The sequence below is a fragment of the Streptomyces sp. RLA012 genome (assembly GCF_056270325.1).
The window spans coordinates 6,414,679-6,441,352 of record NZ_JBWDPA010000002.1 but is presented as its reverse complement, the minus strand read 5'-3'; the positions used below and the strand labels follow the sequence as shown (position 1 = coordinate 6,441,352).

General features: G+C 71.6%; 23 protein-coding genes. 8 read left to right on the top strand and 15 right to left on the bottom strand.

The features are described from left to right. The first annotated feature begins 195 nt into the window (after positions 1-195). Positions 196-975, top strand: coding sequence for an enoyl-CoA hydratase/isomerase family protein (locus RV986_RS29610; protein ID WP_475920304.1), 780 nt, complete (start codon positions 196-198; stop codon positions 973-975). Between the two features lie 73 nt (positions 976-1,048). After that, the gene (locus RV986_RS29605) at positions 1,049-1,663 is read left to right on the top strand and encodes a flavin reductase family protein (protein WP_475920303.1); all 615 of its coding nucleotides are present in this window, start codon (positions 1,049-1,051) and stop codon (positions 1,661-1,663) included. 53 nt (positions 1,664-1,716) lie between these two features. Here RV986_RS29605 and RV986_RS29600 read toward each other — a convergent pair whose 3' ends face one another. Further along, the gene (locus tag RV986_RS29600; protein ID WP_475920302.1) at positions 1,717-3,033 is read right to left on the bottom strand and encodes an MFS transporter; all 1,317 of its coding nucleotides are present in this window, start codon (positions 3,031-3,033) and stop codon (positions 1,717-1,719) included. A gap of 71 nt (positions 3,034-3,104) precedes the next feature. Between RV986_RS29600 and RV986_RS29595 the strand changes: the two genes are divergently transcribed. Beyond that, a complete protein-coding gene (locus RV986_RS29595; protein WP_475920301.1) occupies positions 3,105-4,103 on the top strand; it encodes a GlxA family transcriptional regulator in 999 nt (332 codons plus the stop codon). On the opposite strand, the gene RV986_RS29590 is transcribed toward RV986_RS29595, so the two are convergent. From RV986_RS29590 to RV986_RS29575, 4 genes are all read right to left on the bottom strand, one after another. Beyond that, positions 4,032-5,330: an MFS transporter gene (locus RV986_RS29590; protein WP_475920300.1), complete on the bottom strand. Its 1,299-nt coding sequence runs from the start codon at positions 5,328-5,330 to the stop codon at positions 4,032-4,034. The two genes, RV986_RS29595 and RV986_RS29590, sit on opposite strands and share 72 nt — an antisense overlap. Positions 5,331-5,718: 388 nt before the next feature. After that, positions 5,719-6,768, bottom strand: a complete 1,050-nt coding sequence (locus RV986_RS29585; RefSeq protein ID WP_475924475.1) for a Zn-dependent alcohol dehydrogenase — start codon at positions 6,766-6,768, stop codon at positions 5,719-5,721. Between the two features lie 21 nt (positions 6,769-6,789). Beyond that, a complete protein-coding gene (locus tag RV986_RS29580) occupies positions 6,790-7,953 on the bottom strand; it encodes an acyl-CoA dehydrogenase family protein (protein ID WP_475920299.1) in 1,164 nt (387 codons plus the stop codon). A 40-nt stretch (positions 7,954-7,993) separates the two neighbouring features. Then, on the bottom strand, positions 7,994-8,905 hold the full coding sequence (locus RV986_RS29575; RefSeq protein ID WP_475920298.1) for an SDR family oxidoreductase: 912 nt from the start codon (positions 8,903-8,905) through the stop codon (positions 7,994-7,996). A 99-nt stretch (positions 8,906-9,004) separates the two neighbouring features. On the opposite strand from RV986_RS29575, the gene RV986_RS29570 reads away from it, so the two are divergent. Beyond that, entirely contained in the window at positions 9,005-9,931 is a 927-nt protein-coding gene (locus tag RV986_RS29570) for a cyclase family protein (protein WP_475920297.1), read from the top strand. A gap of 532 nt (positions 9,932-10,463) precedes the next feature. On the opposite strand, the gene RV986_RS29565 is transcribed toward RV986_RS29570, so the two are convergent. The 4 genes from RV986_RS29565 to RV986_RS29550 all read right to left on the bottom strand — a co-directional run bounded on the left by RV986_RS29565 (position 10,464) and on the right by RV986_RS29550 (position 14,808). Beyond that, the gene (locus RV986_RS29565) at positions 10,464-10,982 is read right to left on the bottom strand and encodes an ATP-binding protein (protein WP_475920296.1); all 519 of its coding nucleotides are present in this window, start codon (positions 10,980-10,982) and stop codon (positions 10,464-10,466) included. Between the two features lie 476 nt (positions 10,983-11,458). Then, a complete protein-coding gene (locus RV986_RS29560) occupies positions 11,459-12,442 on the bottom strand; it encodes an acyl-CoA dehydrogenase family protein (RefSeq protein ID WP_475920295.1) in 984 nt (327 codons plus the stop codon). A 10-nt stretch (positions 12,443-12,452) separates the two neighbouring features. Then, entirely contained in the window at positions 12,453-13,607 is a 1,155-nt protein-coding gene (locus RV986_RS29555; protein ID WP_475920294.1) for an acyl-CoA dehydrogenase family protein, read from the bottom strand. Between the two features lie 7 nt (positions 13,608-13,614). Next, a complete protein-coding gene (locus RV986_RS29550) occupies positions 13,615-14,808 on the bottom strand; it encodes an amidohydrolase family protein (protein WP_475920293.1) in 1,194 nt (397 codons plus the stop codon). Positions 14,809-14,991: 183 nt separating this feature from the next. Between RV986_RS29550 and RV986_RS29545 the strand changes: the two genes are divergently transcribed. Continuing rightward, positions 14,992-16,605, top strand: coding sequence for a class I adenylate-forming enzyme family protein (locus tag RV986_RS29545; protein ID WP_475920292.1), 1,614 nt, complete (start codon positions 14,992-14,994; stop codon positions 16,603-16,605). A gap of 19 nt (positions 16,606-16,624) precedes the next feature. On the opposite strand, the gene RV986_RS29540 is transcribed toward RV986_RS29545, so the two are convergent. Further along, positions 16,625-17,137, bottom strand: coding sequence for an EF-hand domain-containing protein (locus RV986_RS29540; RefSeq protein WP_475920291.1), 513 nt, complete (start codon positions 17,135-17,137; stop codon positions 16,625-16,627). A gap of 198 nt (positions 17,138-17,335) precedes the next feature. Continuing rightward, positions 17,336-17,710, bottom strand: coding sequence for an STAS domain-containing protein (locus tag RV986_RS29535; protein WP_475920290.1), 375 nt, complete (start codon positions 17,708-17,710; stop codon positions 17,336-17,338). Between the two features lie 364 nt (positions 17,711-18,074). On the opposite strand from RV986_RS29535, the gene RV986_RS29530 reads away from it, so the two are divergent. Both RV986_RS29530 and RV986_RS29525 read left to right on the top strand, forming a co-directional pair. Next, positions 18,075-18,656, top strand: a complete 582-nt coding sequence (locus RV986_RS29530) for a sigma-70 family RNA polymerase sigma factor (RefSeq protein ID WP_475920289.1) — start codon at positions 18,075-18,077, stop codon at positions 18,654-18,656. Beyond that, entirely contained in the window at positions 18,653-19,993 is a 1,341-nt protein-coding gene (locus RV986_RS29525) for a zf-HC2 domain-containing protein (RefSeq protein WP_475920288.1), read from the top strand. Before RV986_RS29530 ends, RV986_RS29525 begins: the two co-directional genes overlap by 4 nt. 41 nt (positions 19,994-20,034) lie before the next feature. On the opposite strand, the gene purU is transcribed toward RV986_RS29525, so the two are convergent. Together purU and RV986_RS29515 are read right to left on the bottom strand one after the other, a co-directional pair. Beyond that, positions 20,035-20,916: a formyltetrahydrofolate deformylase gene (purU, locus tag RV986_RS29520; RefSeq protein ID WP_475920287.1), complete on the bottom strand. Its 882-nt coding sequence runs from the start codon at positions 20,914-20,916 to the stop codon at positions 20,035-20,037. A 122-nt stretch (positions 20,917-21,038) separates the two neighbouring features. Next, positions 21,039-21,485 carry an SCO4402 family protein gene (locus tag RV986_RS29515; RefSeq protein WP_475920286.1) on the bottom strand — a complete coding sequence of 149 codons (447 nt, stop codon included), beginning with the start codon at positions 21,483-21,485 and terminating at the stop codon, positions 21,039-21,041. 171 nt (positions 21,486-21,656) lie between these two features. On the opposite strand from RV986_RS29515, the gene RV986_RS29510 reads away from it, so the two are divergent. After that, positions 21,657-22,985, top strand: a complete 1,329-nt coding sequence (locus RV986_RS29510; RefSeq protein ID WP_475920285.1) for an ABC transporter substrate-binding protein — start codon at positions 21,657-21,659, stop codon at positions 22,983-22,985. 85 nt (positions 22,986-23,070) lie between these two features. Here RV986_RS29510 and RV986_RS29505 read toward each other — a convergent pair whose 3' ends face one another. Next, entirely contained in the window at positions 23,071-24,912 is a 1,842-nt protein-coding gene (locus RV986_RS29505; RefSeq protein ID WP_475920284.1) for a hypothetical protein, read from the bottom strand. A gap of 237 nt (positions 24,913-25,149) precedes the next feature. Beyond that, a complete protein-coding gene (locus RV986_RS29500; RefSeq protein ID WP_475920283.1) occupies positions 25,150-26,535 on the bottom strand; it encodes a transcriptional regulator in 1,386 nt (461 codons plus the stop codon). Positions 26,536-26,674 lie beyond the last annotated feature (139 nt).

Genomic DNA, 26,674 nt, shown 5'->3' with positions numbered 1-26,674 from the left:
AGCATCCCCATGACGTCCTCCCCCGAAGAATCCGTCGATCCCGCAGCCTCAGCCGATCCCGTCGATCCCACGGCTGCAGCCAATCCCGTCGATCCCACGGCTTCAGCCGACCCCGTCGATCGCGTCGTTTCCGCCGCTTCAGCCGATCCCGGCGTTCCCGCTGGTCTCATCGATCCTGTTGATCCCGTCGATTCATTGGTACAGCACGCCACTGACAATCACGTCTCGTGGATCACCCTCAACCGCCCCGAAGCCCTCAACGCCATCACGCCTGACCAGCGCGAACGCCTTATTCAGCACCTCGCCCAGGCCTCCGCCGACCCGGCCGTACGAGCCGTCGTGATCACGGCGACGGGCCGCGGCTTCTGCGCGGGCGCGGACCTGCGCGGGGGGCCGCCGGCCGGGGATCGGGTGGCCGGTGACGTGGCCCGCATGATCCGGCTCGGCGCCCAGCGCCTGATCGCCGCCGTCCTCGACTGCGAGAAACCGGTGATCGCGGCGGTCAACGGCACCGCCGCCGGGATCGGCGCCCATCTCGCCTTCGCCTGCGACCTCGTACTCGCCGCCGAATCGGCCAGGTTCATCGAGGTGTTCGTGCGCCGCGGCCTCGTCCCCGACGGCGGCGGCGCGTATCTGCTCCCCCGCCTCGTCGGCCCGCAGCGCGCCAAGGAACTGATGTTCTTCGGGGACGCGCTGCCGGCCGGGGAAGCGCTGCGGCTCGGGCTCGTCAACAGGGTCGTACCACCGCAGGAGCTGGAGAAGACCGCGCGCGAGTGGGCCGAGCGCCTGGCCACCGGCCCCACCCGCGCCCTCGCCCTCACCAAGCAGCTGGTGAACGCCTCACTCGACTCCGACCGCACCACCGCCTTCGCCGCCGAGGCCGCGGCGCAGGAGATCAACATGACGACGGCGGACGCACAGGAGGGGGTGGCGAGCTTCGTGGAACGGCGGAGCCCGGGGTACCGGGGACGTTGAGCCCGCTGCCACCCGCTGCCACCCGCCCCGCCCCTTCCCATCTGACACCCCGTCAGCTTCAATGGTGGGTGTGATGGGACACGCAGGGATGGCGGCCGCCGCTGTCCGTTATCTCAGGTCGGCCGGGGTCTCCACCGTCGCGGAGCCCGTCGAGGCGCTGCCGCGGCCGGAGTTGCGCGCGGTGGGGGACGACGAGCGGGCGCCGGTCGATCCGGGCGAATTCCGCCGGGTGCTGGGCAACTTCGCGACCGGCGTGACCGTCATCACCGCACCGGCCGCCGTCGGCGGAGAGGGCGGCGGGGGTCCGGCCGGTTTCGCCTGTCAGTCCTTCGCCTCGCTCTCGCTCGACCCTCCGCTGATCTGCTTCATGGTCGGCCGTACGTCGACGACCTGGCCGCGGATCGCTCGCGCGGGCGTCTTCTGCGTCAACGTACTGGGAGCGCACCAGGGCCAGTTGTGCCGCGGGTTCGCGGTGAGCGGGGCGGACAAGTTCGCCGGGGTCGGGTACGACGCGGCGCCGGTCTCCGGCTCACCCCGCCTCGCGGGCGCCGCGGCCTGGGTCGACTGCACGATCCACGCGGTGCACACGGGCGGGGACCATCTGATCGTGGTGGGACGGGTGGACGCACTCGGCACCGGCGACGCCGACATGGCGCCCCTGCTGTTCCACAAGGGACGCTTCGTCTAGCCCCAGTCAGGTCGGCCGGCCCGGTGCGTGGGCGACGGCGCCCGCGGGGGCCGTCAGGCGACCGCCGCCCGCACCGACGGGCGCCGCCGGATCACCAGCGCCATCAGCGCCGCCACCGCGCACAGCGCGCCCGAGGCGTACCAGACCATGTCGTACGAGCCGAACGCGTCCCGTGCCACACCGCCGAGGAAGGCGACGAGGGCGGCGCCGACCTGGTGGGAGGCGAGGACCCAGCCGAAGACGATCGCGCTGTCCTCGCCGTACTGCTCGCGGCACAGGGCCAGGGTGGGCGGGACCGTGGCGACCCAGTCGAGACCGTAGAAGACGATGAAGAAGATCATCGGGGGGTGCACGGTCGAGGCCAGGAGCATGGGGAGGAAGAGCAGCGAGACACCGCGCAGCGCGTAGTAGACCGCCAGCAGTCGGCGCGGTTCGAGGCGGTCGGTGAACCAGCCGGAAGCGACCGTTCCGACGACGTCGAAGACACCGATGACCGCGAGCAGCGAGGCCGCCGCCGTGATCGGCATCCCGTGGTCGTGGGCCGCGGGCACGAAGTGCGTCTGGACCAGGCCGTTCGTGGAGGCGCCGCAGATCGCGAAGGTGCCGGCCAGCAGCCAGAACGGGCCGGTGCGGACCGCGGAGAGCAGGACGCCCACCGTGCGCCGGGCGGCCCCCTGCACGGGCGCGGGCTTCGGCACGAACTCCGTCGCCCCGTACGGCTTCAGGCCCACGTCCGCCGGGTGGTCGCGCAGCAGCAGCCATACGAAGGGGACGACCGCGAGCGCCGCGAGGGCCACCGTCACCGCGGCCGGGCGCCAGTCGTGCTCCGTGACGATCCAGGACAACAGCGGCAGGAAGATCAGCTGGCCGGAGGCCGAGGCCGCCGTCAGAATGCCCGTGACCAGGCCTTTTCTTGTCGTGAACCAGCGGTTGGTGACCGTCGCCGCGAAGGCCAGCGCCATCGAGCCCGACCCCAGGCCGACCAGCAGACCCCAGCAGAGCAGCAGTTGCCAGGCCGCCGTCATCCACACCGTCAGACCGGAACCGAGCGCGATCACCATCAGGGCGACCGCCACCACCCGCCGGATGCCGAAGCGGTCCATCAGTGCCGCTGCGAACGGCGCCGTCAGCCCGTACAGCGCGAGGTTGATGGACACCGCCGCGCCGATCGTGCCGCGCGACCAGTGGAACTCCTGGTGCAGCGGGTCGATCAGCAGACCCGGCAGGGAACGGAAGGCAGCCGCGCCGATGATCGTCACAAAGGTGACGGCAGCGACGAACCAGGCACGGTGGATGCGGACGCGGGGAGTGGTGGGGCCGGCGGGTCGAGGTTCCTCTGCGGCTGTGATGGCCTCGGTTGTCTGGGTCACGACATAGAGCTTCGGGCCTGCCGTTCTCTCGAACGAGTGACCCGAAGGACAGCATTCGCTAGGATCGGGCCATGGCCCCTCAGGATGCGTTCCGTCGGCACCGCGTCGTCGTCCTCGCCCTCGACGGGCTGATGCCCTTCGAGCTCGGCATCCCGCAGCGCATCTTCGGCAAGGCGCGGGACACGGGCGGGCGCGCCCTGTACGAGGTCGTCACCTGCTCGGTCCGGCCGCCCGGCCCCGTGGAGACCGACGCCGACTACGCCATCCTCGTCGCGAACGGCCCGGAGGTCCTCGCCACCGCCGACACCGTCGTCGTCCCCGCCTCGTACGAGCTCGGCCCTGTCCACGAGGAAGGCATCCTCACTCCCGAGCTGGCCGCCGCCCTCGCTCTCATCCGTCCCGGCACCCGTCTCATCTCCATCTGCACCGGCGGATACGTCCTCGCCGCCGCCGGATACCTCGACGGCCGCCCGGCCACCACGCACTGGATGCACGCCGAGCACTTCCAGCGGCTCTTCCCGAAGATCAGGGTCGACGCCGAAGTGCTCTTCGTCGACGACGGCGACATCCTCACCTCGGCCGGCGTCGCCGCCGGGATCGATCTGTGCCTCCATGTCCTGCGCCGCGACCACGGCACCGCCGTCGCCAACGAGGTGGCCCGCCGCACCGTCGTACCGCCGCACCGCGACGGCGGACAGGCGCAGTACATCCAGCGTCCGGTGCCGGAGCCGCAGGTGGCCACCACGACCGCCGCCCGTACCTGGGCGCTGGACCGCCTCGACGAGCCGATCCAGCTGCGCGACATGGCCGAGCAGGAGGCCATGTCCGTACGCACCTTCACGCGCCGCTTCCGCGAGGAGGTCGGCGTCAGCCCCGGGCAGTGGCTCACCCAGCAGCGCGTGGAACGTGCCCGGCACCTGCTGGAGTCCAGCGATCTGTCGGTCGACCAGGTGGCGCGGGGCGCCGGTTTCGGCACGGCCCAGTCGATGCGGCAGCACCTACAGGCGGTGCTCGGAGTCACCCCCACCGCCTATCGGCGCACCTTCCGGGCCGTCGGCGCCGCGAGTTGAGCATGGACCGGGACTCGGGGCGGGGCTCGGCTCGGCGCCCGGCTCGGAGCCCGGCTCGGGGCCCGGATCCGTCGCCCGGCCGCGCTCGCCCAGCGCGCCCACCCAGGTGAGCAGCAGGGTGAGGACGACACCGGCCAGGATCGCGGTCGAGGGCGCGACGAAGTGGAGCAGCACGCCCGCGAGGGAGCCCGTCGCGGCGTAACCCGCGCCCACCGCCGCGTACATCACCGAGTACCCGGCCGCCAGCGCGCTCGGCGGGAGCATCTCGCGCAGCGACAGATTGCGGGTGAGCATCGCGCCCGCCTGCAGGAGGCCCGCGACCACGAGCGCGGCCGCCATCCAGACGAGGGCCGGTATCAGCGCGACCAGCGCCAGGCACGCCGATATGCCGCACATCAGCACCACGCTCCGGGTGCGCAGCCGGCCCGGCCAGGTGCGCAGCCCGTACAGGAACGCGCCCGCCGCCGAGCCCAGCGACAGTCCCGTGAGCAGCGGGCCCGCCCAGCCGACGCCCGTCCCGCGCTGCTCCAGCAGCGCGGGCAGGACCAGTTCGGCGAGGGCGAGCAGTGAGAGGCTCGCCGCGCCCGTCACATACGCCGGCCAGGCTCTGGCCAGGATGCGGGGCATCGACTCGCCCGCACGGTCCGTGTCGTCCGCCTCCCAGCCGGCGGGCAGCAGCCACAGGCCCGCGACCGAGGAGGCCATCAGGGCGGCGGCGAGCAGCAACGGGACCCAGGGGGCGACGCCGAGGGCCAGGCCGGTGACCGCCGCCGGGGTCAGGGACCAGATGCCGAACGTGAGTATCGACTCGGCGGACAGGGCCTGGGCCACCGCCTGCTTCGGGACCAGGCTGGTGAGCAGGGTGCGTAGGCCGCCGGGGGCCGCGGCGGGGGCGGCGCCCGCGAGGGCGGCGAACGCGGCGAGCAGGGCGGGGGGTGCGTGCGGGAAGGTGGCCAGGGCCGCGAAGCCGGTCGCGCCTGCCGCGAGGCCGGTGGCCAGGTGGGGGCGGGCTCGGTGTGGGGGCAGGCGGGTGCCGAGGAAGGGGGCGCCGATGATCTCGCCGATCACGTATGCCGCTGCCAGGGCTGCGCCCAGCGTGTAGCCGCCGGGGCGTTCGCGGACCAGGAAGACCAGGGCCAGGGGGGTCATGGCGACCGGCATACGGGCGCCGGTGGCCACGGCGGCCCAGGCCAGGACCTGTTTGGAGGCGACGTCTCGGTAGCTCATGCGACGACGTTAGGCGACCGGACCGACAGCGCCCCACGGGATTTCCCCCGCCTGTGGATAACTCCCCCCACGATCAGCCCACCCACCGTTTTCCGCCCCCGCCGCCCCTACCCGTCCCATCCTCTCCCTGGGGGCTGCCGCCCCCAGACCCCCGCTTCGGCCTGAACGGCCTCGTCCTCAAACGCCGGACGGGCTGGAGATGCCGGCCGGGGGTGGGCCGGGTCTGGTCGGGCGAGGCACGACCTCCGCCCCCGCCGCCCCACCCGTCCCATCCCTGGGGGCTTCGGTCCCGCCCTCAACCGCCGGCCAGGCCAAGGCTTTCAGGGGCGCGGGGAACTGCGCGACCAGCCCCCACCGGGCCCGCAGCCGAAAAGAACCCCCGTCGGACCTAGAACGTCAGCACCGCCCTCGCCACTCTCCCCTCCCCCGCATCCTGCACCGCCTTGTCGAAGTCCTCGATCGGGTAGGTCCGCGTCACCAGTTCGTCCAGGAGCAGGTGTCCCTCCCGGTACAGCTCGGCGTACCGGGCGATGTCACGCTGGGGCCGGGACGAGCCGTAACGGCACCCCAGGATCGACTTGTCCAGGTACATCGACGAGACGAGGAAGGACGCCTCGGCGGTGGCCGGCGGCACCCCGAGGAGTACCGCCTGACCGTGGCGGTCCAGCAGATCGACCGCCTGGCGGACGAGTTCGACGCGGCCGACGCATTCGAAGGCATGGTCCACGCCCGTGGGGAGGATGCCGGGCACGGCCTCTGTGGAGGTCAGGAAGTGCGTCGCGCCGAACCGGCGCGCCATGGACTCCTTCGCCGGGTTGGCGTCGACCGCGACGATCTTCAGGGCGCCCGCGATCCGCGCGCCCTGGATGACGTTGAGCCCGATCCCACCCGTGCCGATGACGAGGACGGTGTCGCCGTGCTCCACCCGCGCACGGTTCAGAACGGCCCCCACTCCCGTCAGCACACCGCACCCGATCAGCGCGGCGGACGGGAGGGGAATGTCCTCGGGGATGCGGACGGCCTGGACGGCCTTCACCACCGTCCGTTCCGCGAAGGCCGAGTTGGACGCGAACTGGTACAGCGGCCGCCCGTCCCGCGTGAACGGCTGCCGCGGCCTCCCGATCGCCTTGCGGCACATGGTCGGACGCCCCCGGTCGCACTCGGCGCACGCACCGCAGTTGGCGAGCGTGGAGAGCGCGACATGGTCGCCGGGCCCGACATGGGTGACCCCCACGCCCACCGCCTCGACGACCCCCGCGCCCTCGTGCCCCAGCACCACGGGGACGGGGAAGGGGATCGTCCCGTCCACCACCGACAGGTCGCTGTGGCAGAGTCCGGCCGCGGAGATCGCGACCTGTACCTCGCCGGGTCCCGGATCCCGTATCTCCAGGTCGTCCACGACCTGGGTCCGCTTCCCGTCGAAGATCACGCCTCGCATCACGCCTGGCATCGCGACTCCTCAGCCCTTCGGCTCCCTAGGCAGGCCGAGCACACGCTCGGCGATGATCGTGCGCTGGATCTCGTCCGAGCCGCCGTAGATGGTGTCGGCCCGGCTGAACAGGAACAGGTGCTGGGAGGGGTCGAGTTCGTACGGTGCCGCGGCCGACCAGTCCGCGGGACCGGTGGCGGCCTCGGCACCCCGTACCTGCACCGCGAGTTCACCGAGCCGCCGGTGCCAGCCGCCCCACAGCAGCTTGGCGACGCTGGGCGCGCCCGCGTCGCCCGAACCGCCCAGCGTGCGCAGCGCGTTCCACCGCATCGTGCGCAACTCCGCCCACTGGCGCACGAGACGGTCCCGGACGACCGGATCGGCTGCCGCGCCCGTGGCGACGGCCGTCTCGATCACCCGGCCCAACTCCGCCGCGAATCCGATCTGCTGGGCGAGGGTCGAGACCCCCCGTTCGAACCCGAGCAGGCTCATGGCCACCCGCCAGCCGTTGCCCGCGCCGCCGACCACGTGCTCGGCGCGCGCCACCGCTCCGTCGAAGAAGACCTCGTTGAACTCGCTCGTGCCGGTGAGCTGCCGGATGGGGCGGACCTCGATACGGCCCGGCTGGTCCATCGGGACGAGCAGGAAGGACAGACCGTGGTGGCGGGTCGACTCCGGTCCGGTACGGGCGAGGACGAAGCACCAGTCCGCCTCGTGGGCGAGCGAGGTCCAGATCTTCTGGCCGGTGACGCGGTACGACTCCGGCGACCCCCCAGAACCCGTCTCCCGTACGGCGGTTGTGCGTATCCCCGCGAGGTCCGACCCCGCGCCCGGTTCGCTGTAGCCCTGGCACCAGAGTTCCTCGCCGCGGGCGACGGGGGGCAGGAAGCGGGCCTTCTGTTCCGGTGTCCCATGGGCGATGAGGGTGGGGGCCAGGAGGTTCTCGCCGATGTGGCCCGAGCGGGCGGGTGCCCCGGAGCGGGCGTACTCCTCGGCCCAGACGACCTGTTGGGTCAGGCTCGCCCGCCGGTTGCCGTATCCGTCCTCCGCCCAGCCGAGGCCGATCCAGCCTCCCCGGCCGAGTTCCCGTTCCCAGTCCTGCCGGACGACCGGCTCCCCGACCGGGTGAGCCGTCAGCCAGTCCCGTGCCGTCCGCCGGAAGGCCTCGTCCTCGGCGTCGAATCCGAACTCCATGTGTCCCCCTCGCCCACGGGCCCAACAGAACAACGGCACTTCACGCGTTCGGCCGCGCCTGCCGCGCCGCCGCCCGCGCCATCGCCTCCACCTGCTCCAGCAGGGGCATGGGGTCCACGCCCACCGTTCCCGGCAGGAAGTCCGCGATCTTCTCCGGGGTCCAGGAGCCGTCCGCGTACCCGGCCCGCAGTTCCCGGGGCTGCGCCCACACCGCGATCTTCGGGCCGGCGATCGTGTACACCTGCCCGGTGATCCGTTCCTCGCGGGCGCGGTCCGAGAGGAGATAGACCACCAGGGCGGCCACGTCCTCCGGGTCGCCGATCTCCTTCAGCTCCATGGGCACATTGGCCGACATGCGCGTACGGGCGACGGGCGCGACCGCGTTCGCCGTCACCCCGTACTTGTGCAGGCCCAGCGCCGCGCTCCGCACCAGCGAGATGATCCCGCCCTTCGCCGCGCTGTAGTTGGCCTGCGCGACCGAGCCCTGGTGGTTGCCGCTGGTGAAGCCGATCAGGGTGCCGGAGCCCTGTGTGCGCATGACCGCCGAGGCCGCCCGGAAGACCGTGAACGTGCCCTTCAGGTGGGTCGCCACAACGGGGTCCCACTCCTCCTCGGACATGTTGAAGAGCATCCGTTCGCGCAGGATGCCGGCCACGCACACCACTCCGTCGACGCGCCCGTACGAGGTCAGCGCCGCGTCGACGACCCGCTGGCCGCCCGCCATCGTGGAGATGTCGTCGGCCACCGCGACGGCTTCTCCGCCCGCCGCCTCGATCTCCTTGACGACGGCGTCGGCGATCGAACTCGTCGGCTCACCGCCCTCGATGGACACCCCGTAGTCGTTGACGACGACGCGCGCGCCCTCGGCCGCCGCGGCGAGTGCGACGGCACGGCCGATCCCGCGGCCCGCCCCCGTCACGGCAATGACCTTGCCTGCCAAGAAGTTCCCCACGTCCGGCCCCTTCCCGCAGTTTCTGACGGTCCGTTAGATTCGGTCTCCTCGGATTCTACGACCCGTCAGATACCCGGAGACAAGCCCCGCGGAGGACTCATGTCACTTCCGGTCGAGTTCCACGACATCGCCAAGCGCGTGAACAACTGGGGGCGCTGGGGCGCCGACGACGAGATCGGCACCCTGAATCTGATCACCGACGAGGTGGTGCGGGAGGCCGCCGCCTGCGTCCGCACAGGGCGGCGCGTCCCGCTCGCGCTCCCCCTCCAGCAGGACGGGGTACAGACCGGGATGATCCCCGGGCGGGTCAATCCGCTGCACGTCATGGTGCAGATCAACCAGGAGATCTTCGGTCCGGGCACGGTCGCGTGCAGCGACGACGCGGCGACCCTGGGACTCCAGGCGGCGACCCACTGGGACGCGCTCACCCATGTCTCGCACTCCGGGAAGCTCTACAACGGCCGCCCGGCCGGCACGATCACCCCGCACGGCGGCGCCGAGTTCAGCGGCATCGACAAGCCCCGGCACATCGTCTCGCGGGGCGTCCTGCTCGACGTCCCGCGCGCGCGGGGCGTCGACCGCCTCGACGGCGGCCATGCCGTGACCCCAGAAGACCTCGACGCGGCGGAGGAGTTGGCGGGCACGCGGGTGCGGTCCGGGGACATCGTGCTCGTACGGACCGGGCAGATCCAGGTCTTCCTGGCGGGCGACAAGCACGCGTACGGATATCCGTCGCCCGGGCTGTCGATCCGTACGCCCGAGTGGTTCCACGCGCGCGATGTCGCGGCCGTCGCGAACGACACTCTCACTTTTGAGATCTTTCCTCCCGAAATCGACGACCTGTGGCTGCCCGTACACGCCCTCGACCTGGTCGAGATGGGGATGCTGCAGGGCCAGAACTGGAATCTCGAAGAGTTGTCCACAGCCTGTGGACAAGAAGGTCGCTATACCTTCCTGCTGTCCGCGATGCCGGAACCCTTCGTGGGCGGCACGGGCACACCGGTGGCCCCCGTGGCCCTGCTGTAGTCGCAGCCGCGAGGAACGTAAGAAAGCGTGGGAAAACGCGAGAAAACGTGGGAAAAGAGGTCGACTGGCGGCGCGTCGCTGCGCGCCCCGAGCACGGCACCGCGCGCCGCCATCCGGCTCCGGCGTACCCACCCTGCTCCCGTTGCCCCGGTAGGAGCCGACGCCGAATCACGACCCGCACTCGCCGAGGGCTCCCGTCACCGGAACCCTCGCCGTCCCCTCGCGGCGAATCGCTGAACACAAGCGTGATCAAACGGACACGCCACGTCAACACCCGTTCGGGGAATTATCACTTACGACCTATTTGCGAAGGTGCGCGCGGAAGCACACCCCGGCGCACTCGGCCGTGACCGAGGCCGGGGAAGCGGAATTCATGCGGACATGCGCGAACCGTGCACCCGCACCGGCGATACGGGAACGCCGATACGCGGGCGGCGATACGGGGGCCGGGACCGAGCGCGAACCAGGCCGCCTGGACCACCCGAACCAACTGAACCACCTGAACCACCCAGACCGTCCAGGCCCAGACGGCCTAGACCGCCTCGTACGCCTCGTACGCGAACCCCCCACAGGAGGAAGTCGAGGGCACGGAGGCGGACGAGGAGGGCGACGAAGACGCGTACGCGGACCCCGTCGCGGTGCTCGGCGTACACCGGTCCACCTCGCACCAGATGCTCTTGCCGGCCCCCTCGGGGTTCCAGCCCCAGCGGTCCGCGAGGCCGTCCACCAGCTCCAGGCCACGCCCGTTGGTGTCGTCGCCCTCGGCATGCCGGGGCACTGGGGGGCGGTCGCAGGAGTCGGCCACCTCCAGGCGGACCGTGCCGAGGGGCTGACCGAGGACGCCCGGCAGGGACAGCCGCAGCACGGCCGGACAGCCGGTGTGCACCACGGCGTTGGTGACGAGTTCGGAGACGAGCAGGATCAGCGTCTCGGCGAGCGGCTCATCAACCTCTATCCCGGATCCGGCGAGCCGCGAACGGGCCCACCGTCGGGCTCGCCCCACCTCCGCGGGGTCGGGCCGGATCTCCAGCTGCACTTGAAGCACCTGCACCGCTCACACCATCCGAACCGGCGGACACATCGCCTCGCGCCTCACGAGGGCCACGATCGTGGCCATGACCTGCATGACCAGAACCAGGATCACGGAACGTGATTCCCTTGAGAGACAGCATGGTTGACGTACAGTCACCCCAACAAGCGCTTCGGGCATATTCCAGCGCGAAGGAGTACGCGTGCGGCATACTGTGCGACGCTCGCCACGGGGAGTCGAACAGGCAGCCGCGGGGGTCCGCACTGCCTTGCGAACGGCGAGCATCGCCGGATCCGGCGCGGCCTCAGGGGCAACACCGGGATGGCTCGCTCTCTGAACCAGTCGCATCTCACACAAGGTACCGGAGCCCGCCGCCGACTCCAGGCCGTGACAAGTCACGCGTAGGACACAACCCGATATCAACGCTCTGTAATTCCGGTATGCCACGATCCGCGACATTCGTTTCGTTGTTTCCCAAAGCGTGCCTGCACAGAGCCCTATCGGCCCGCCTCGGCCACCAGATCGCCCGCCAACACATCCTCACTCTGCGTGTTCAGTCCCGCACGTTGGATCCGCGTCCACGCCCTCTTCAGATACAGATGCACATCGGACTCCCAGGTGAAGCCCATGCCGCCGTGCACCTGGAGGCAGTCGCGGGCGCCGCGTACGGCGGCCTCGTCGGCGAGCAGCCGGGCCGCCGCGATGTCCACCGGGTCGGCGGTCACGGCGGCGGCGTAGACCGCGACGCGCGCGAGTTCCACCCGCACCAGCATCTGCGCGCACAGGTGCTTGACCGCTTGGAAGGCCCCGATCGGCTGCCCGAACTGCTCGCGGGTCCGGGCGTGTTGCACGGCCGTCTCGCAGGTTCGCGCGGCGCCGCCGAGTTGTTCGGCCGCCGTGAAGAGCGAGGTGAGGAGAGCGTCAGGGAGTGCGCCGGTGGAACCCGTGGGGCGCACGTCGGCGAGACCGGCCCCGCCGGGCACAGGCACAGGTACAGGCACAGATACAGATACAGATACGCGTCTGGGTACGGATACGGGTACCCGGTGTAGCGGAGTCAGCGGATCCACCGGCCTCAGCGGCTCGGCGCCGGTCGCGTCCCCGCGTACGACGTCCGCCTCCGCCAGCCACTCCACCAGGCCGCCGCCGTCGACGGCCGTCACCACGGTCTCCCCGGTGGCCGCCCCGTCCACCACGCCCGCCGCGAGGTGGGTGGCGATCAGCGGGCCGGGCAGCAGGACCCGTCCCGCCTCCTCGAAGGCGAGCACCGCCTCCGGGAGGCCCAGTCCGACCCCGCCGTCCGCCTCCGGCAGCCGCAGCGCGAAGAACCCGGCCTCGCCGAGCTCGCGCCACAGCACCCGGTCGAGCCGCGGTCCCTCGTCCACGGCGGCGCGCAGCCGTTCCCGGCCGAACCGCGCGGCGAGCAGCTCGCGCACGCCCGCCTTCAAGGCTCGCTGATCATCCGTGAGTTGGAAGTCCATGCGGAAGAACTCACCGTCCCTTCGGCAGGCCCAGGATCCGCTCGGCCACGATGTTGTGCTGGATCTGCGAGGTGCCGGCCGCGATGGTGTACGACAGGGAGGAGAGCCGGTCGAGGCTCCACTCCCGGCCGAGGTCCAGCGCCTCGGGGCCGAGGACCTCGGCGGCGGCGTCGTACAACTCCTGCCGTGCGTGCGAATAGCGCAGCTTGAACACCGAACCGCCGACCCCGGGCACGCCCCCGCTTCTCTGGGCCTCGCTCACGTTCCACTGTGTGAGCCGCCACAGCGCGCGGAACTCGGCGTTGAGCCTGCCCAGCCGCCGCCGCAGCGCCGGATCGTCCCAGCGGCCGTTCTTCCGGGCCTCGCGCGCGACCTCCCCCAGCGTCCGGCGGCACGCCACGACTTCGCCCACGAAGGCGGTGCCGCGCTCGTACGACAGCGTCACCATGGTCACGCGCCAGCCGTCGTTCTCGGCGCCGACCCGGTGGGTGACCGGCACCCGTACCTCGTCGAGGAAGACCTCCGCGAACTCGGTCGAGCCCGCGAGGGTGCGCAGCGGCCGGACCGTGATCCCGGGTGCGTCCATGGGCATCGCGAGCCAGGTGATGCCCCGGTGCTTGGGGGCGGTGGCATCGGTCCGGACCAGCAGCTCGCACCAGTCGGCGACCTCGGCGTGGGAGGTCCAGATCTTGGACCCACTCACTACGTAGTCGTCGCCGTCCCGCCACGCGCGCGTGCGCAGCGCCGCGAGGTCCGAACCCGCGTCCGGTTCGCTGAACCCCTGGCACCAGACCTCGTCGCCGCGCAGCACGGGCGGCAGCCAGCGCGCCCGCTGCGCGGCACTCCCTTCGGAGGCGATGGTCGGCCCGGCGTGCAGCAGCCCGACGAAATTGGCCCCTACGTAGGGTGCGCCCGCCTTTTCCGTCTCCTCCAGGTAGATGAGGTGCTGGGTCGGTGTGGCACCCCGGCCGCCGGCGTCGATCGGCCAGTGCAGCCCCGCGTACCCGGCGTCGTACAGCGTCCGCTGCCACCCGAGGTCGTACGCCCGTCGGCCCGGCCAGTCGTCCGGGGACGGTTTCGGGGGCAGCGACGGGAGCACCTTGGCGAGCCACTCCCGCAGCCGCGCGCGGAACTCCTCCTCCTCGGGGGTGTACGTGAGATCCATGGGCCGTCTACTTGTCGAGGTCCAGGTCGAGCATGCGGATCGCGTTGCCGCGCATCAGCTTGTGAACGGTCTCGTCGTCGAGGCCCTTCACATGGTCGAGGGCGACCTCCTTGGTGTGCGGGAAGGTCGAGTCGACGTGCGGGTAGTCGGTCTCGAAGGTGGCGTTGTCCCGCCCGACCACGTCCAGCGACGCGACTCCGTGCTTGTCGCGGAAGAAGCAGCAGAAGATCTGCCGGTAGTAGTACGTCGACGGCGGGTCCGGGATGAGATCCCTGACCCCGCCCCAGGCGCGGTGCTCCTCCCAGACGTCGTCGGCGCGCTCCAGGGCGTACGGGATCCAGCCCATCTGGCCTTCGGAGTAGGCGAGTTTGAGGCGCGGGAACTTCACCAGCACCCCGCTGAACAGGAAGTCCATCATCGAGGCCATCGCGTTGTTGAAGGACAGCGACGCCTGGACGGCGGGCGGCGCGTCCGGGGAGGCGGCGGGCATCTGCGAGGAGGAACCGATGTGCATGTTCACGACCGTCCCCGTCTCCTGGCAGACCGCGAAGAACGGGTCCCAGTGGCCGGAGTGGATGGAGGGCAGGCCGAGGTGGGTGGGGATCTCGGAGAAGGTCACCGCCTTCACGCCGCGCGCGGCGTTGCGCCGGATCTCCGCGACCGCGAGGTCGATGTCCCACAGCGGGATCAGGCACAGCGGGATCAGCCGGCCGCCGCTGTCGCCGCACCACTCCTCGACCATCCAGTCGTTGTACGCGCGCACGCAGGCCAGGGCGACTTCCTTGTCGTGCGCCTCGGCGAAGGTCTGCCCGCAGAAGCGGGGGAAGGTGGGGAAGCAGAGGCTGCCCTCGACATGGTTGAGATCCATGTCCTTGAGGCGCTCGACGGGATCCCAGCACCCCCGCCGCATCTCCGCCCGGGTGATGCCCTCCAGCGTCATCTCGTCCCGGTCGAAGCCGACGGCGGCGATGTTGCGCTTGTACGGGAACTTGAGGTCCTCGTAGATCCACCAGTCGGTGGGCGGGCCGTCCGGGTCCATCGTGATCTGGTACTTGCCGCCGACGTAGGCGAGTTCGCCGATGCCGGCCGTGAGGGGCTTCGGCCCGCGGTCCTGGTACTTCCGCGGCAGCCAGGTCTCGAAGAGATGCGCGGGCTCGATCACATGGTCGTCGACGCTGATGATGCGGGGCAGTTCGGTCATGGGTCCCCTCCGCCTGGCGTACATGCCCATCGGATGCACCTGACGTATCTGATGGTCCGTCAGATTTCCTTGCCACAAGCAGGCTAGCCCCGCGCCTATGGACCGACAAGGCGGTGCGGCCTACGCTCTGGCGGGATCTGACAAACCGTCAGTTACGGGAGCCGTCGGCTACAGGGGGCCGTTGTGAACGACACCGCACACGCTCTGGGCGCAGCACGCACGCTCTGGGAACTGGTGGCCCGCCGCGCCGACCTCACCCCCGACCGGCCCGTCCTCCTCCAGGACGACCGCTCGCTGACCTTCGGCGCCCTGCGCGACCGTGCCGAACGGGTGGCGGCGGGCCTGTACGACCTGGGCGTACGCCCCGGCACGGTGGTCGCCTGGCAGCTGCCCACCCGCATCGAGACCGCCCTGCTGTCCTTCGCCCTGGCCCGCCTCGGCGCCGTGCAGTCCCCGGTGATCCCCTTCTACCGCGACCGCGAGGTCGGCTTCGCGCTCAGGGAGTCCAAGGCCGAGTACTTCGCCGTGCCGGGCGAGTGGCGGGGCTTCGACCACACGGGGATGGCACGGCGGCTCGGCGCGAAGGGCGTCTTCGAGGCGTACGACGTGCTGCCGGACGGCGATCCCGCCGTGCTGCCCGCCCCGCCCGCCGAGGGCACCTCGGTCCGCTGGATCTACTGGACCTCGGGGACGACCTCCGACCCCAAGGGGGTCCTCCACACGGACCGGTCGCTGATCGCGGGCGGCTCGTGTCTCGCCCACGCGCTGCGCCTGTCGGCCGAGGACGTGGGTTCGATGGCCTTCCCGTACGCGCACATCGCCGGGCCCGACTACACGGTGATGCTGCTGCTGTACGGCTTCCCGGCGGTGATGTTCGAGCACTTCGCGCTGCCCGCCGCCCTGGAGGGCTACCGGCGGCACGGGGTGACGGTGGCGGGCGGTTCGACGGCGTTCTACTCGATGTTCCTGGCCGAGCAGCGCAAGCAGCCGGGGAAGCCGGTCATCCCCACCCTGCGGCTGCTGGCGGGCGGGGGCGCGCCCAAGCCGCCCGAGGTCTACCACTCCGTCGTACGGGAGATGGGCGTGCAGCTCACCCACGGGTACGGGATGACCGAGGTTCCGATGATCACGATGGGGGCGCCGGACGACACGGCCGAGAACCTGGCCACGACGGAGGGCAGGCCCCCGGAGGGCATGGAGATACGCATCGTGGACGGGGAGGTGCGGCTGCGCGGGGAAGCCGTCTGCCAGGGGTATCTGGACCCGGCGCAGACCGCCGCGGCCTTCGACGCCGACGGGTTCCTGATCACGGGCGACGTGGGGCATCTCGCGGAGAGCGGGCACCTCGTCCTCACCGGGCGGCTGAAGGACGTCATCATCCGCAAGGGCGAGAACATCTCCGCCAAGGAGATCGAGGATCTGCTGCACCGGCACCCGGCCGTCGAGGACGTGGCGGTGATCGGGCTGCCGGACGCCGAGCGCGGGGAACGGGTCTGCGCGGTGGTCGAACAGCCGGCCCGGGCCGCCGCCGCCGATGCCGATGCCGATGCCGATGCGGACGCGGACGCGGACGCCGACGCCGACGCCGACGCCCTGACACTCGCGGCCGTGGTCGCGTATCTGCGTGCGGAGGGGCTGTCCGTGCACAAGCTGCCGGAGCAACTGGAGGTGGTGGACGCTCTTCCGCGCAACGAGACCCTGCGCAAGGTACTGAAGTACAAGCTCAGGGAGCGTTTTTCGGGGAGCGTGCGAGAGGCTGACGGTGCCGGGGCGGTGGGGCCGGACCCGGCACCGTGAGGATCGCCGTGCGGCGGATCTACTCCGGCACGGTGAAGTAGCGGGCGAACGCGCTGACGACCTCCGCCTCGCCGATCCGGCCGTCCGCGTCCGTGTCGATGGTCGCGGCCGCCGCGGCCGCGGTGTCGTCGGGCACGCCGAGGGCCTTCAGGACGCGGGCGGCCTCCTCGACCGTGGCCGCGCCGTCCCCGTCGGTGTCCGCGACGGCGAGGGCGGCGTGCAGGAAGGGACGGGCGATCTCCCCGAAGCGGTCGGGGTTGTCGCGCAGCCGCTTGACGGCGCCGTTCACGAACTCTTCCCGGGTGATGCGCTGGTCGCCGTCACGGTCCGCTATCCCCGCCATGCCCTGCCAGAACGCCTCCGCGCCGACGTACAGGGCCTGGCCTCTGTCCGACCGGGCCGCCGTACCGAACTCGGCGAGGACCGCCTTCGTGGCGGCGTTGAAGTCCTCCCGGTCGATGTAGCCGTTGCCGTCCTGGTCGAAGCCGACGAATCGGGCGGCAATCCTGCGTTCGTATTCGGTGCTGACCATGGTCTTCTCGGACCGCCTTACAACTCAGCCGGACTCTCAGCCGGACTGCGGTTTCATCTGGCACGGAGCGTACGACGCCCGGGCCGCCGGGGGCGCGGGAAACCGTCGGTTGTGCCAAGACCGCAGGAATTCCGGGACAACTGTGCGGGGCGGCGTGGCGCTGTGTCGCCGACCGGGTGTGGGGCGTCACGCGCGGCCTCACGCCGAGAGCGGGCTCGACTCCTCGTCGACGGCCGTGCCCACGTCCGGATAGACGTCGAAGAGGCGGCGGACGCCGAGGGCCCCGAGGACCCGGTTCACATGGGAGCCGTCGGACGCGCCCCGGGCCGGCAGGATCAGGCGCAGCCGGCCCTGGCAGGAGCGGACCAGGCGGCGGGTGGCGATGAGCACGCCGACGCCGCTGGAGTCGCAGAAGACGACCTCGGACAGATCGAGGACGAGACTGCGGCGGCCCTCCGCCACCGCGTCGTGCACCCGCTGGCGCAGCACCGGGGACGTCACGAGATCCATCTCGCCCGACACCCGGAGCACCGCCCACCCGCCCAGTTCGCCGTCGGTCACCTTGAGCGTCACCGCAACGCCTCTCGTTCGCCTCGCCCGCCAGAAACGGAAGCAGTTCCTACGCTTCCTTTCGGCGCGGCTGCCCAGCCCTCGTTCCATGAAACACCGGTCCGCAAGCGATGAAACGCCGGTCTACGGTCGAAAATGCTGGACGAGCGAGCTGTTTCGGTCGTTCGATGGTCAAGTACGGTCTGATTCGATCGGATCCAAGGGGGCAAGTGATGGGCTTCTACCATTCACGGTCTGTCCAGGGGCGCACATTGACGTAAAGGGGCGTGCGCTGTCGGACGTGCCGACTACATTCGGGACAGCGATGGACACAGGCTGGAGCTGGACAGGGACAGGCGCCGAGCACGAGCAGGGGTGAGGGGGCCGTATGGCGACGAAGGACGCACCGCCCCGCTGGGACCGCAAGATGCAGCAACGGCTCGCACGCGGGGAGGCGGCGGCGCTCGGTGAGCTCTACGACCGGTTCGCCTCGCTCGTGCACGGGCTCGCGCACCGCGTGCTCGGCGACGAGCGGGCCGCCGACGGCATCACCCGCGAGGTGTTCGCCCACGTCTGGGAGAACCCCGAGTCGTACGACCCGAAGCAGGGCCCCCTGCGTTCCTGGGTCGCCACCCTGACACACCGGCTCGCCGTGCAGCGGCTGCACGCGACCGAGACCGCCGCGCTCGCACAGGACGGCGGGGGCAGCACCGAGGAACTGGAGCGCAAGGTGCGCAGCGCGTCCGTCGCCGCCCGCGCGGACTACATCGTCACGTCCATGCCCACCCCGCTGCGGGCCGCCCTGGAGCTGGCGTACTTCCAGCGCCGCGACTACCGCCAGGCCGCCGTCGACCTCGGCGTCACCGAGGACGAGGCCCGCCGCCGGCTCCGCCTCGGACTGCAGCTGCTGTCCACCGCCCACGACGCCCGGCCCTCCGGCGCGCCGCCCGAATTCGGGGGTGCGCGGTGACGGCGCCATGGGGTTCGGGACAGGGTCCGGGCAGACCCGACGGCGGTGACGGCGCCGGTCAGGACGGCGGTGGTGGCGGTGACCGGGGTAACGGTGGCAGTGGCGGGGGTGAGCCCGCCGGACCGTGGCAGCCGCCGCGCATACCGATGCCGCGTTCCTCCGTCGAGGACACCGGACTGCCGCTGCCCGCGTCCGCGCCGCTCGTCCTCGAACACCGGGTGCTGAAGGCACTGCTCGGCGCGTGGGCGCTGGCCGCCTGCTCGGCGGAGGAGACGGCCGCGGTCGAGGAGCACCTCGGGGAGTGCGGTGCGTGCGCGGACGAGGCGCTGCGGCTGCGCGAGGCCGTCGGGCTGCTGCACCCGCCGGAGAGCCTCGACCTCGACCCGACCCTGCGCACCCGGGTCCTGCAGGGCTGCCTGGAGCGGCGCCCGCCGCGCATCCCGGTTCCGGACTGGGCGGCTCCGTACGACGCGGAGACCGCGCGGCTCGACGCGCTGCTCCAGGACATAGGGGATGCGGAGTGGCACGCGCCGGTGCGGCTGCGCTGGTTCGAGGGCGACGGGCCGGTGAGCCGTCGTACGACCGTCGCCGGGGTGATCGCCCACCTGCTCACCGTGGACGGGTTGGTGGGGGTCGCGCTGGGCTTGGAGGACCCGCTCGGTGAGACCCCGACCGCGCCGCACGAGCCGGTGCCGGCACCGGATGCCACGACCCCCTCGGGGCGCACCGAGGCGTACTGGCGCGCGTCGCACTTCCCGCCCACCCGGGCCGTGCGCGGACCCTGGCGGGAGCAGAGCCACAACCTCGTCCGTACGGTGTCGTTCGCGGGCGGGGGCTCCGGGCGGCTCGCCGTGTCGTACGGCGGCTTCACGCTGCCGCTCAGGGACTCGATGCTGGACCGGGCCTTCGAGTGCTGGGTGCACGCGGGGGACATCGCGGACGCGGTGGACTATCCGTACGGGCCGCCCGCCCCGCGTCATCTGCACCGGATGATCGACCTGGCGGCGCGGATGCTGCCCGTCTCGCTCGCGGAGCGCCGCCGGGCGGGTCTCGCGGCCCCGCCGCCCCGTCGTCTCGTCGCGGCGGGGGCGCCCGGTCGCAGCCTGCGTCTGGAGATCGAGGGCTCCGGCGGCGGCGAGTGGCTGATCCCCCTCGACTCCCCGGCCGCCGTCGCCTCCGCCGAGCAGGAGGTCGCGCATGTCGCGTTGGACGGCGTGGAGTTCTGCCGACTGGCGGCGGGGCATGTGTCGCCGGAGGAGGCGGCCGCGGGGCAGGTCGGTGACCGGGAGGCGATCAGGGACGTACTCTTCGCCGCCGCGTCCCTGAGCCGGATGTGACCCACCTGCAGGATCCGGGGCGCAGCCCCGGCTTCAGGGCCCTACGCGAACACCACCGTGCGGCGGCCGTTCAGCAGGATGCGACGCTCGGCATGCCACTTGACGGCCCGCGCCAGCGCCTGGCACTCCACGTCACGGCCGATGGCGACAAGCCCGTCGGGCGTCACGTCATGAGCGACGCGCTCGATCTCCTGCTCGATGATCGGCCCTTCGTCGAGGTCGGCCGTCACGTAGTGCGCCGTCGCCCCGATCAGCTTCACACCCCGCGCATGCGCCTGGTGATACGGCTTCGCGCCCTTGAAGCTCGGCAGGAAGGAGTGGTGGATGTTGATGATCCGGCCGCTGAGCTGCTTGCACAGGTCGTCCGAGAGCACCTGCATATAACGCGCCAGGACGACCAGTTCCACCCCTTCGGAGCGAACCAGTTCGAGCAGCTGCGCCTCGGCCTGCGCCTTCGTGTCCTTCGTCACCGGAATGTGGTGGAAGGGGATGTCGTACGACCCCACGAGCGCGGCGAAGTCCGTGTGGTTGGACACCACGGCCGCGATCTCGACCGGCAGCGCACCGCTGCGCGCGCGGAAGAGCAGGTCGTTCAGACAGTGGCCGAACTTGCTGACCATCAGCACGATCCGCATCTTGTCCTCGGCCCGGTTGAGCTGCCAGTCCATCTGGAAGGAGTCACCGATCGCCGCGAAGCTCGCACGCAGCTTGTCCACGGTCACCGGCGCCCCCGCCGAGAAGTGGACGCGCATGAAGAACAGGCCCGTGTCGTGGTCGCCGAACTGCTGGCTGTCCTCGATGTTGCAGCCGGTCATGAAGAGGTAGCTCGACACGGCGTGCACGATGCCCGTCCTGTCCGGGCAGGAGAGGGTGAGGACGTACTGCTCGGCGGGCGCGGCGGCGCGGACGGACTGCTCGTTCATGCAGGACAGGGTCCCATACGAGGTCCCCGTACCGAATGACCGTCCCGCCACCCGGACGCCCACGGCATCCCGGGACGAGGCGCCCTCAAGGCGCCCCTCCGTGCCTCTTCGGGCCGCGGCACCTACGCCGAGCGGGTCAGGATCCGCAGGACTTCCAGTGTCCGCGGCGGAACGTCGGGGTCCTCCCCGTCGCTCGCCGCGAGGCGTACGTGCGCGTCGCGCGCCGCCCGCAGCGCCTCCGGCCACGCCTGGTGGTCGAGGTACGCGGAGACGGGCGCGTCGGGCCCGACCTGGTGCATGATCCGCAGGACGCGGAGCACCGCGGTGTCGACGAGGGCCGCCTCCTGGGAGTCCCGGAAGATCGTGCCGACGTACTTCTCGGCGGACCAGTTGTCCAGCCAGGTGTCCTCGACCAGGCGGTACACGGCGTCGGTGACGTCCCCGTACCCCTCGATCCCGGCGAGCCAGACGTCGCGTTGGAAGGCGGGGTCGGAGAGCATGTGCAGCGCGGAACGCACATTGCTGCGCCAGCGCCACCACGGCATGTCGTTCAGTGGCATGCCGCCCATGGTGGATGAGCGACGGCCGCGACGGGAAGAGTTCTCCGAACCTTGCACAGTCGACGATCGTACGTTCCCCGCAAAAATGCGATCAACTGCCCCCGCAATTCACCTCCAGGTCACCTCACGTTGACCACCGGTGACACGCGGGTTAGTGATGTGGCGGAATCGTGCGTAACTATGACCGGCAGGCGACATCCCCCCACCACCCATCTCGTCCTCCCCCAGCGCATCAGGGCCAGAGTCACGACCAAGACCAGGGCCGGAGTGCTGTTCGCGGGCGTGGTGGCCGTGTGTGCGTCGATGGTCGCCGGATGCGGTGTCGTCCGCAGCGTCACGGGGGACTCCGGGAACGACACCATCACCGTCATGACCTGGGCGCCGCAGGACACCGCCGCGACCAACAAGCCCGGCATGCCCGCCATGGCCCAGGCCTACGCGCGCTGGACCAACGCGCACGGCGGCATCAACGGCCACAAGCTCAACGTCCTGACCTGCAACGACCGCAACGACACCGTGTTCGCCGCGAAGTGCGCCCGGCGCGCGGTCGACGAGGGCGCGGTCGCGGTCGTCGGCTCCTACAGCCAGCACAGCCGCTCGTTCCTGGCCCCGCTGGAGGCAGCGGGCATCGCCTACATCGGCGGCTACGGCGTCACCGACGACGAGTTCACGAGCCCGCTCTCCTACCCGGTCAACGGCGGCGAGCCGGCCCTGATGGCCGGTCTCGGCGAACAGCTCGGCAAGAGCTGCGGCCCGGTGGCGCTGATCCGCCCCGACACCGTCGCGGGCGACCAGCTCCCGGTGCTGCTCAGCTCCGGTCTGAAGACGGCGCGCCACAAGTCCGCCACCGACCAGCGGGCCGCCGAGGACGCCACCGAGTACACCCAGCAGACGAAACTCGCGCTCGACCGCGCGACCTCCGACACGGCGAACCGCGGATGCGTGGTGCCCACTCTCGGGGACCGCACGAACACCTTCATGGACTCCTTCCGGCGCGCCCGCGACAGCTATCCGCGGGTGGGTACGGGCACGGTGCTGGGCAGCGTCGACCAGTCGCTGATCGACGCCACCGGCGGCAAGTCGAGCCCGTACGAAGGGGCGTACGTCACCGGCTGGTACCCGGTGACGACCGACGCGCGCTGGGACCCGATGCGCAAGGTGATCAAGGAGCAGGCCTTCGGCGACAACCGGATCGACCCCGCGGACTCCGGTGTGCAGACGACCTGGATCGCGTACAACGTGTTCAGGTCGGTCGTGGAGTCGCTCGGCGACAACCAGGTGACCGCGCTCGCCGTCCGGCGCGCCCTCGACGACGGCCTCAAGGTGTCCACGGGCGGGCTCACCCCGACCCTCAGCTGGCGCTACGAGGACCTGATCGCGGCCGTCGACTTCCCGCGGCTGATCAACGCCCACGTCACCTTCCAGGTCGTACGCAAGGGTCAGCTGACATCGGCGCGAGCGGGGTTCATCGACGTGGCGAAGACGCTGGAGAACGCGGACGCCACCTGAGCCCCGCCGCCTGAGCCTTCTCCCCCTGAGCCTCTCCCTCGGAGCCTCACGGGCCGAGCGAGAGGCTCACCTCCGGGTCAGCGCCTCACAGCTGGGTCTGCGTGCGTTGCGTCAGCCCGTACGTGGAGGCGATGGAGTTCCACAGCTTCGCCGCCTTCGCCTTCTGACTGCTCGCGGTGCCGCTGGCCTGGTTGGCGGCCAGGGTCTGGCCGGTGGTGCGGGCGTGGCCCTGCTTGCAGCCCTTCTTGCCGCCCACCTGGTCGGCCCAGGCCGCGTAGTGGTTGTCCGCCGACGCGGAGGCCTTCCAGGCGCTGTTCAGCGCGGTGGTCAGCTCGGCGTTGTTCGGGAGCTTGTCGACCGACAGGCCGGAGAGCCGGGTCACCAGCCCGGTCCGCTGCTTGGCCGCGTCGCGCAGATCACCGGCCGCCTGGTCCAGCTTTTTGCACGCCTTCACGTTCTCCACGGCGTTGATCACCGAGTCGCGGCTGCTGTTGCTGTCCGCCAGGAGCTTGTCCAGCGCGACGGCCTGCGCCTTGGCCGGGTCGGCCGCCGACGACGACGAACCGTCCGTGGCGGCGGCCGTCGCCGATACGTTCTTGCTGCCGTCGCCGCTGTCGCTGTCGCCGCCGCTGAGCAGGGCACCGGCGCCGATACCGAGCACGGCGATGCCGATGCCGACGGCCGCGATCAGCGGGACGCGCGAACGGCCACGGCCCCCGCGGCCGCCCCCGCCGGCGTCGTCGGCCGCGGCGCGCCGGGTGGCGGCCCGCCCGCCGGGCGCTCCGGGCATCCCAGGGGCCTGCGCGGCGTACGGGGCGTGCGGCGCATGGGGCGCATGGGGGGCGTGCGGAGCAGGTGCTTCGAACCGCGGAAGTTGCTGAGTGGACGCGGGTCCCTCCGCCCCGCCCGGCTCACTGCGGAACAGGTTGTCGAACTCCGCGGGCGGCTGCCGGTCCTCCGGCCCGCCCGGACGTATCCCGTACGCCGCCGCGGCCGGATCGGCGGGCACCGGAGCGATGTACTGCGTGGGCTCGGCGTCGGGGTGGGTGGCGGGCGGCAGCGACCCGGCCCCGGGTCCGGCCTGCGCCCCGTGCCCCAGGAACGGTGTCGCGGTCGCGGACACCTCGGGCGGCAGCGCCCCCGGGCCCACCGGCGGGATGTACTGCGTGGCCCCCTCGGCGGGCGCGGCGGGGACGGGCGGCAGGAACTGGGTCGCCCCCTCGGCGGCGGCCGGGACGGGCGGGATGTACTGGGTGGCGCCCTCGTCGGCGACGGACGGCAGGGCACCGGGAACGGCGTGCGGCAGCGGCGCGGCGGCGCCACCCTGGCCGCCGTACGCCGGGGCACCGCCCTGCTGTCCCTGTTGCCCGTCATACGCCGAGGCCCCCTGTTGGCCCCCGTACGACGCGCCCCCCTGTCCGCCGTACGACGGCGGCTGCTGCTGATCCCCGAAGGGTCCCTGATCCCCGTACGAGGGCGGCTGCGCGCCCTCGGCCGGCAGCGGCCCGGCGCCGGGCGCCGCGGACGACGGCCCGAAGCCCTGCGGCTGCTGGGCCTGCGCGGCACCCCAGCCCTGCTGTCCCGAGCCCTGCTGTCCCTGTTCCGAGGTCGTGGCCCAGGTCTGGGTGGACGGGTCCTGGCTGCCCCAGTCCGGGCCGGGAGCGGCGGCCGGGGACGGCTCGGGGCCGCCCCAGGTCTGGGTGCCGTTCACGGGCGGCCCCCAGCCCTCGGCCGGCTGCGGGGCCGGTGCCGCCGACGGGTCCGGACCCCACGGGCGATCCCATGTCCGACCGCCCGCCGGGACCGCCCGGGCGGCCTGGTCGCCCGTCATGCCCGGCAGCAGCGGCTCGCTGCCGTCGGAGGGCAGCACGATGCCTTCGCGCGCGGGTCGCGCCGAGGGCTGCTCGCCCTGTCCACTCTGCGTCACCGGGACTCCTACTAATGGGGGACCTTCGGAATCATCGGCTCACGCTACCGGGTCCCCACAAGCCCGTGCCACGCAGCACGGGACGTGACCCCTGCCTCCTGTGACAGGGGTAACAAATACGCCCCGCTGTGCGCTGTATGTGTCTCCTTCCGCTCCGGACGCCTTCGTTTGCCCGGTGTTCACGCCAGTGCACGCCATGTGTTCACCGGCGCACACACGATCCGCGCACGCCACCGTTCATGCCGCCGCCTGCAACTCCATCCGCGCCCCGAACTCCCGCACCACCGCCTCGTCCCGGTACGGCTCCAGGCGCTGCTGGAAGTCGTCCAGGTACTCGGCGCCACGGTTGGAGCGGAGTGTGCCGAGGAGCTCGACCGCCCGCAGTCCCGTGTGGCACGCCTGCTCCACCTCGCGCTGCTGGACCTGCGCGGTGGCGAGCAGGACATAGCCGATGGCCCGGCGGCGGGCCCGCGACTCCGGGAGCCCGGCGAGGGCCTCCTCGGCGCAGCGCGCCGCGGCCTCCGCCTGCCCCAGGTCCCGGTGGCAGTGCGCCAACTCGTCGGCGAGATACGCCTCGTCGAAGTGCGTGATCCATGCCGGGTCGTCCCCGGAGGCCGCGTCGGCCCCCTCCAGGGCGGAGACCGCCCGCCCCGACGCCACCTGGGCGGCGCGCGCGTCGCCCATCAGCGCGTGCCCGCGCGCCTCCGCGGCGTGGAACATCGACTCCGCGCGCGGAGTCACCCGCCCCCGCGCGCCCTCCTGCGCCGCCCGCGCCAACTGCGCGATCTCGCGCGGGTTGCCGAGCTGGGCCGCCAAGTGGCTCATGGACGCGGCCAGTACGTACCCGCCGTACCCGCGGTCCCCGGCCGCCTGGGCGAGCCGCAGCGCCTGGATGTAGTACCGCTGGGCGAGGCCCGGCTGACCGGTGTCGATGGCCATGTAGCCCGCGAGTTCCGTCAACCGCGAGACGGCGGCGAAGAGTTCACGGCCGACGCCCTCCCGGTAGGAGCCCGCGAGCAGCCCGGAGACCACGCTGTTGAGGTAGTGCACGACGACCGGGCGCACATGCCCGCTGCCGTACTGGTGGTCCAGGTCCGTGAGCGCCTGGGTCATCGCCTTGACCGCCGCGACGTCCGAGAGCCCGACCCGCGGGCCCGCCGCGCGCGCCACCTGCGAGTCCGGCGCGGAGATCAGCCAGTCGCGGCTCGGCTCGACGAGCGCGGAGGCGGCGACGGACGAACCGGAGAGGAAGTCCCGCCGGCCGACGTCACTGCGCCACAGCTCACAGACCTGCTCGATGGCTCCGAGGACGGTCGGCGAGAACTGCAGGCCCACGCCCGAGGCGAGGTTCTTGCCGTTGGCCATGCCGATCTCGTCGATCGTGACCGTACGGCCCAGCTTGCGGCCGAGCGCCTCCGCGATGATCGCGGGAGCGCGTCCGCGTGGCTGCTGGCCGCGCAGCCAACGCGCCACCGACGTCTTGTCGTAACGCAGATCGAGGCCGTGCTCCGCGCCGCACATGTTGACCCGGCGGGCCAGCCCGGCGTTCGAACAGCCCGCTTCTTGGATGAGCGCCTGCAGCCGTTCGTTCGGCTGCCTGGCGACGAGAGGCCTTGCGGCCATGGCGTACCCCCTGTGGCTGCGGTGCCTGCCCACGCACCGAGTTGACGTGTCCTCATCGGCCAACCACAGCGAAGGAAGTCGGCCATGAAGATCAATGCCCCGCCGACATACCGAAGATGCGAGACATGTGAGGATTGCC

Bases quoted from the DNA above. Each gene is read 5' to 3' on its own strand.
- RV986_RS29605 (WP_475920303.1), top strand. From the start codon at position 1,049: ATGGGACACGCAGGGATGGCGGCCGCCGCTGTCCGTTATCTCAGGTCG.
- RV986_RS29595 (WP_475920301.1), top strand. From the start codon at position 3,105: ATGGCCCCTCAGGATGCGTTCCGTCGGCACCGCGTCGTCGTCCTCGCC.
- RV986_RS29590 (WP_475920300.1), bottom strand. From the start codon at position 5,330: ATGAGCTACCGAGACGTCGCCTCCAAACAGGTCCTGGCCTGGGCCGCC.
- RV986_RS29585 (WP_475924475.1), bottom strand. From the start codon at position 6,768: ATGCGAGGCGTGATCTTCGACGGGAAGCGGACCCAGGTCGTGGACGAC.
- RV986_RS29580 (WP_475920299.1), bottom strand. From the start codon at position 7,953: ATGGAGTTCGGATTCGACGCCGAGGACGAGGCCTTCCGGCGGACGGCA.
- RV986_RS29570 (WP_475920297.1), top strand. From the start codon at position 9,005: ATGTCACTTCCGGTCGAGTTCCACGACATCGCCAAGCGCGTGAACAAC.
- RV986_RS29560 (WP_475920295.1), bottom strand. From the start codon at position 12,442: ATGGACTTCCAACTCACGGATGATCAGCGAGCCTTGAAGGCGGGCGTG.
- RV986_RS29555 (WP_475920294.1), bottom strand. From the start codon at position 13,607: ATGGATCTCACGTACACCCCCGAGGAGGAGGAGTTCCGCGCGCGGCTG.
- RV986_RS29550 (WP_475920293.1), bottom strand. From the start codon at position 14,808: ATGACCGAACTGCCCCGCATCATCAGCGTCGACGACCATGTGATCGAG.
- RV986_RS29540 (WP_475920291.1), bottom strand. From the start codon at position 17,137: ATGGTCAGCACCGAATACGAACGCAGGATTGCCGCCCGATTCGTCGGC.
- RV986_RS29530 (WP_475920289.1), top strand. From the start codon at position 18,075: ATGGCGACGAAGGACGCACCGCCCCGCTGGGACCGCAAGATGCAGCAA.
- purU (WP_475920287.1), bottom strand. From the start codon at position 20,916: ATGAACGAGCAGTCCGTCCGCGCCGCCGCGCCCGCCGAGCAGTACGTC.
- RV986_RS29515 (WP_475920286.1), bottom strand. From the start codon at position 21,485: ATGGGCGGCATGCCACTGAACGACATGCCGTGGTGGCGCTGGCGCAGC.
- RV986_RS29510 (WP_475920285.1), top strand. From the start codon at position 21,657: ATGACCGGCAGGCGACATCCCCCCACCACCCATCTCGTCCTCCCCCAG.
- RV986_RS29500 (WP_475920283.1), bottom strand. From the start codon at position 26,535: ATGGCCGCAAGGCCTCTCGTCGCCAGGCAGCCGAACGAACGGCTGCAG.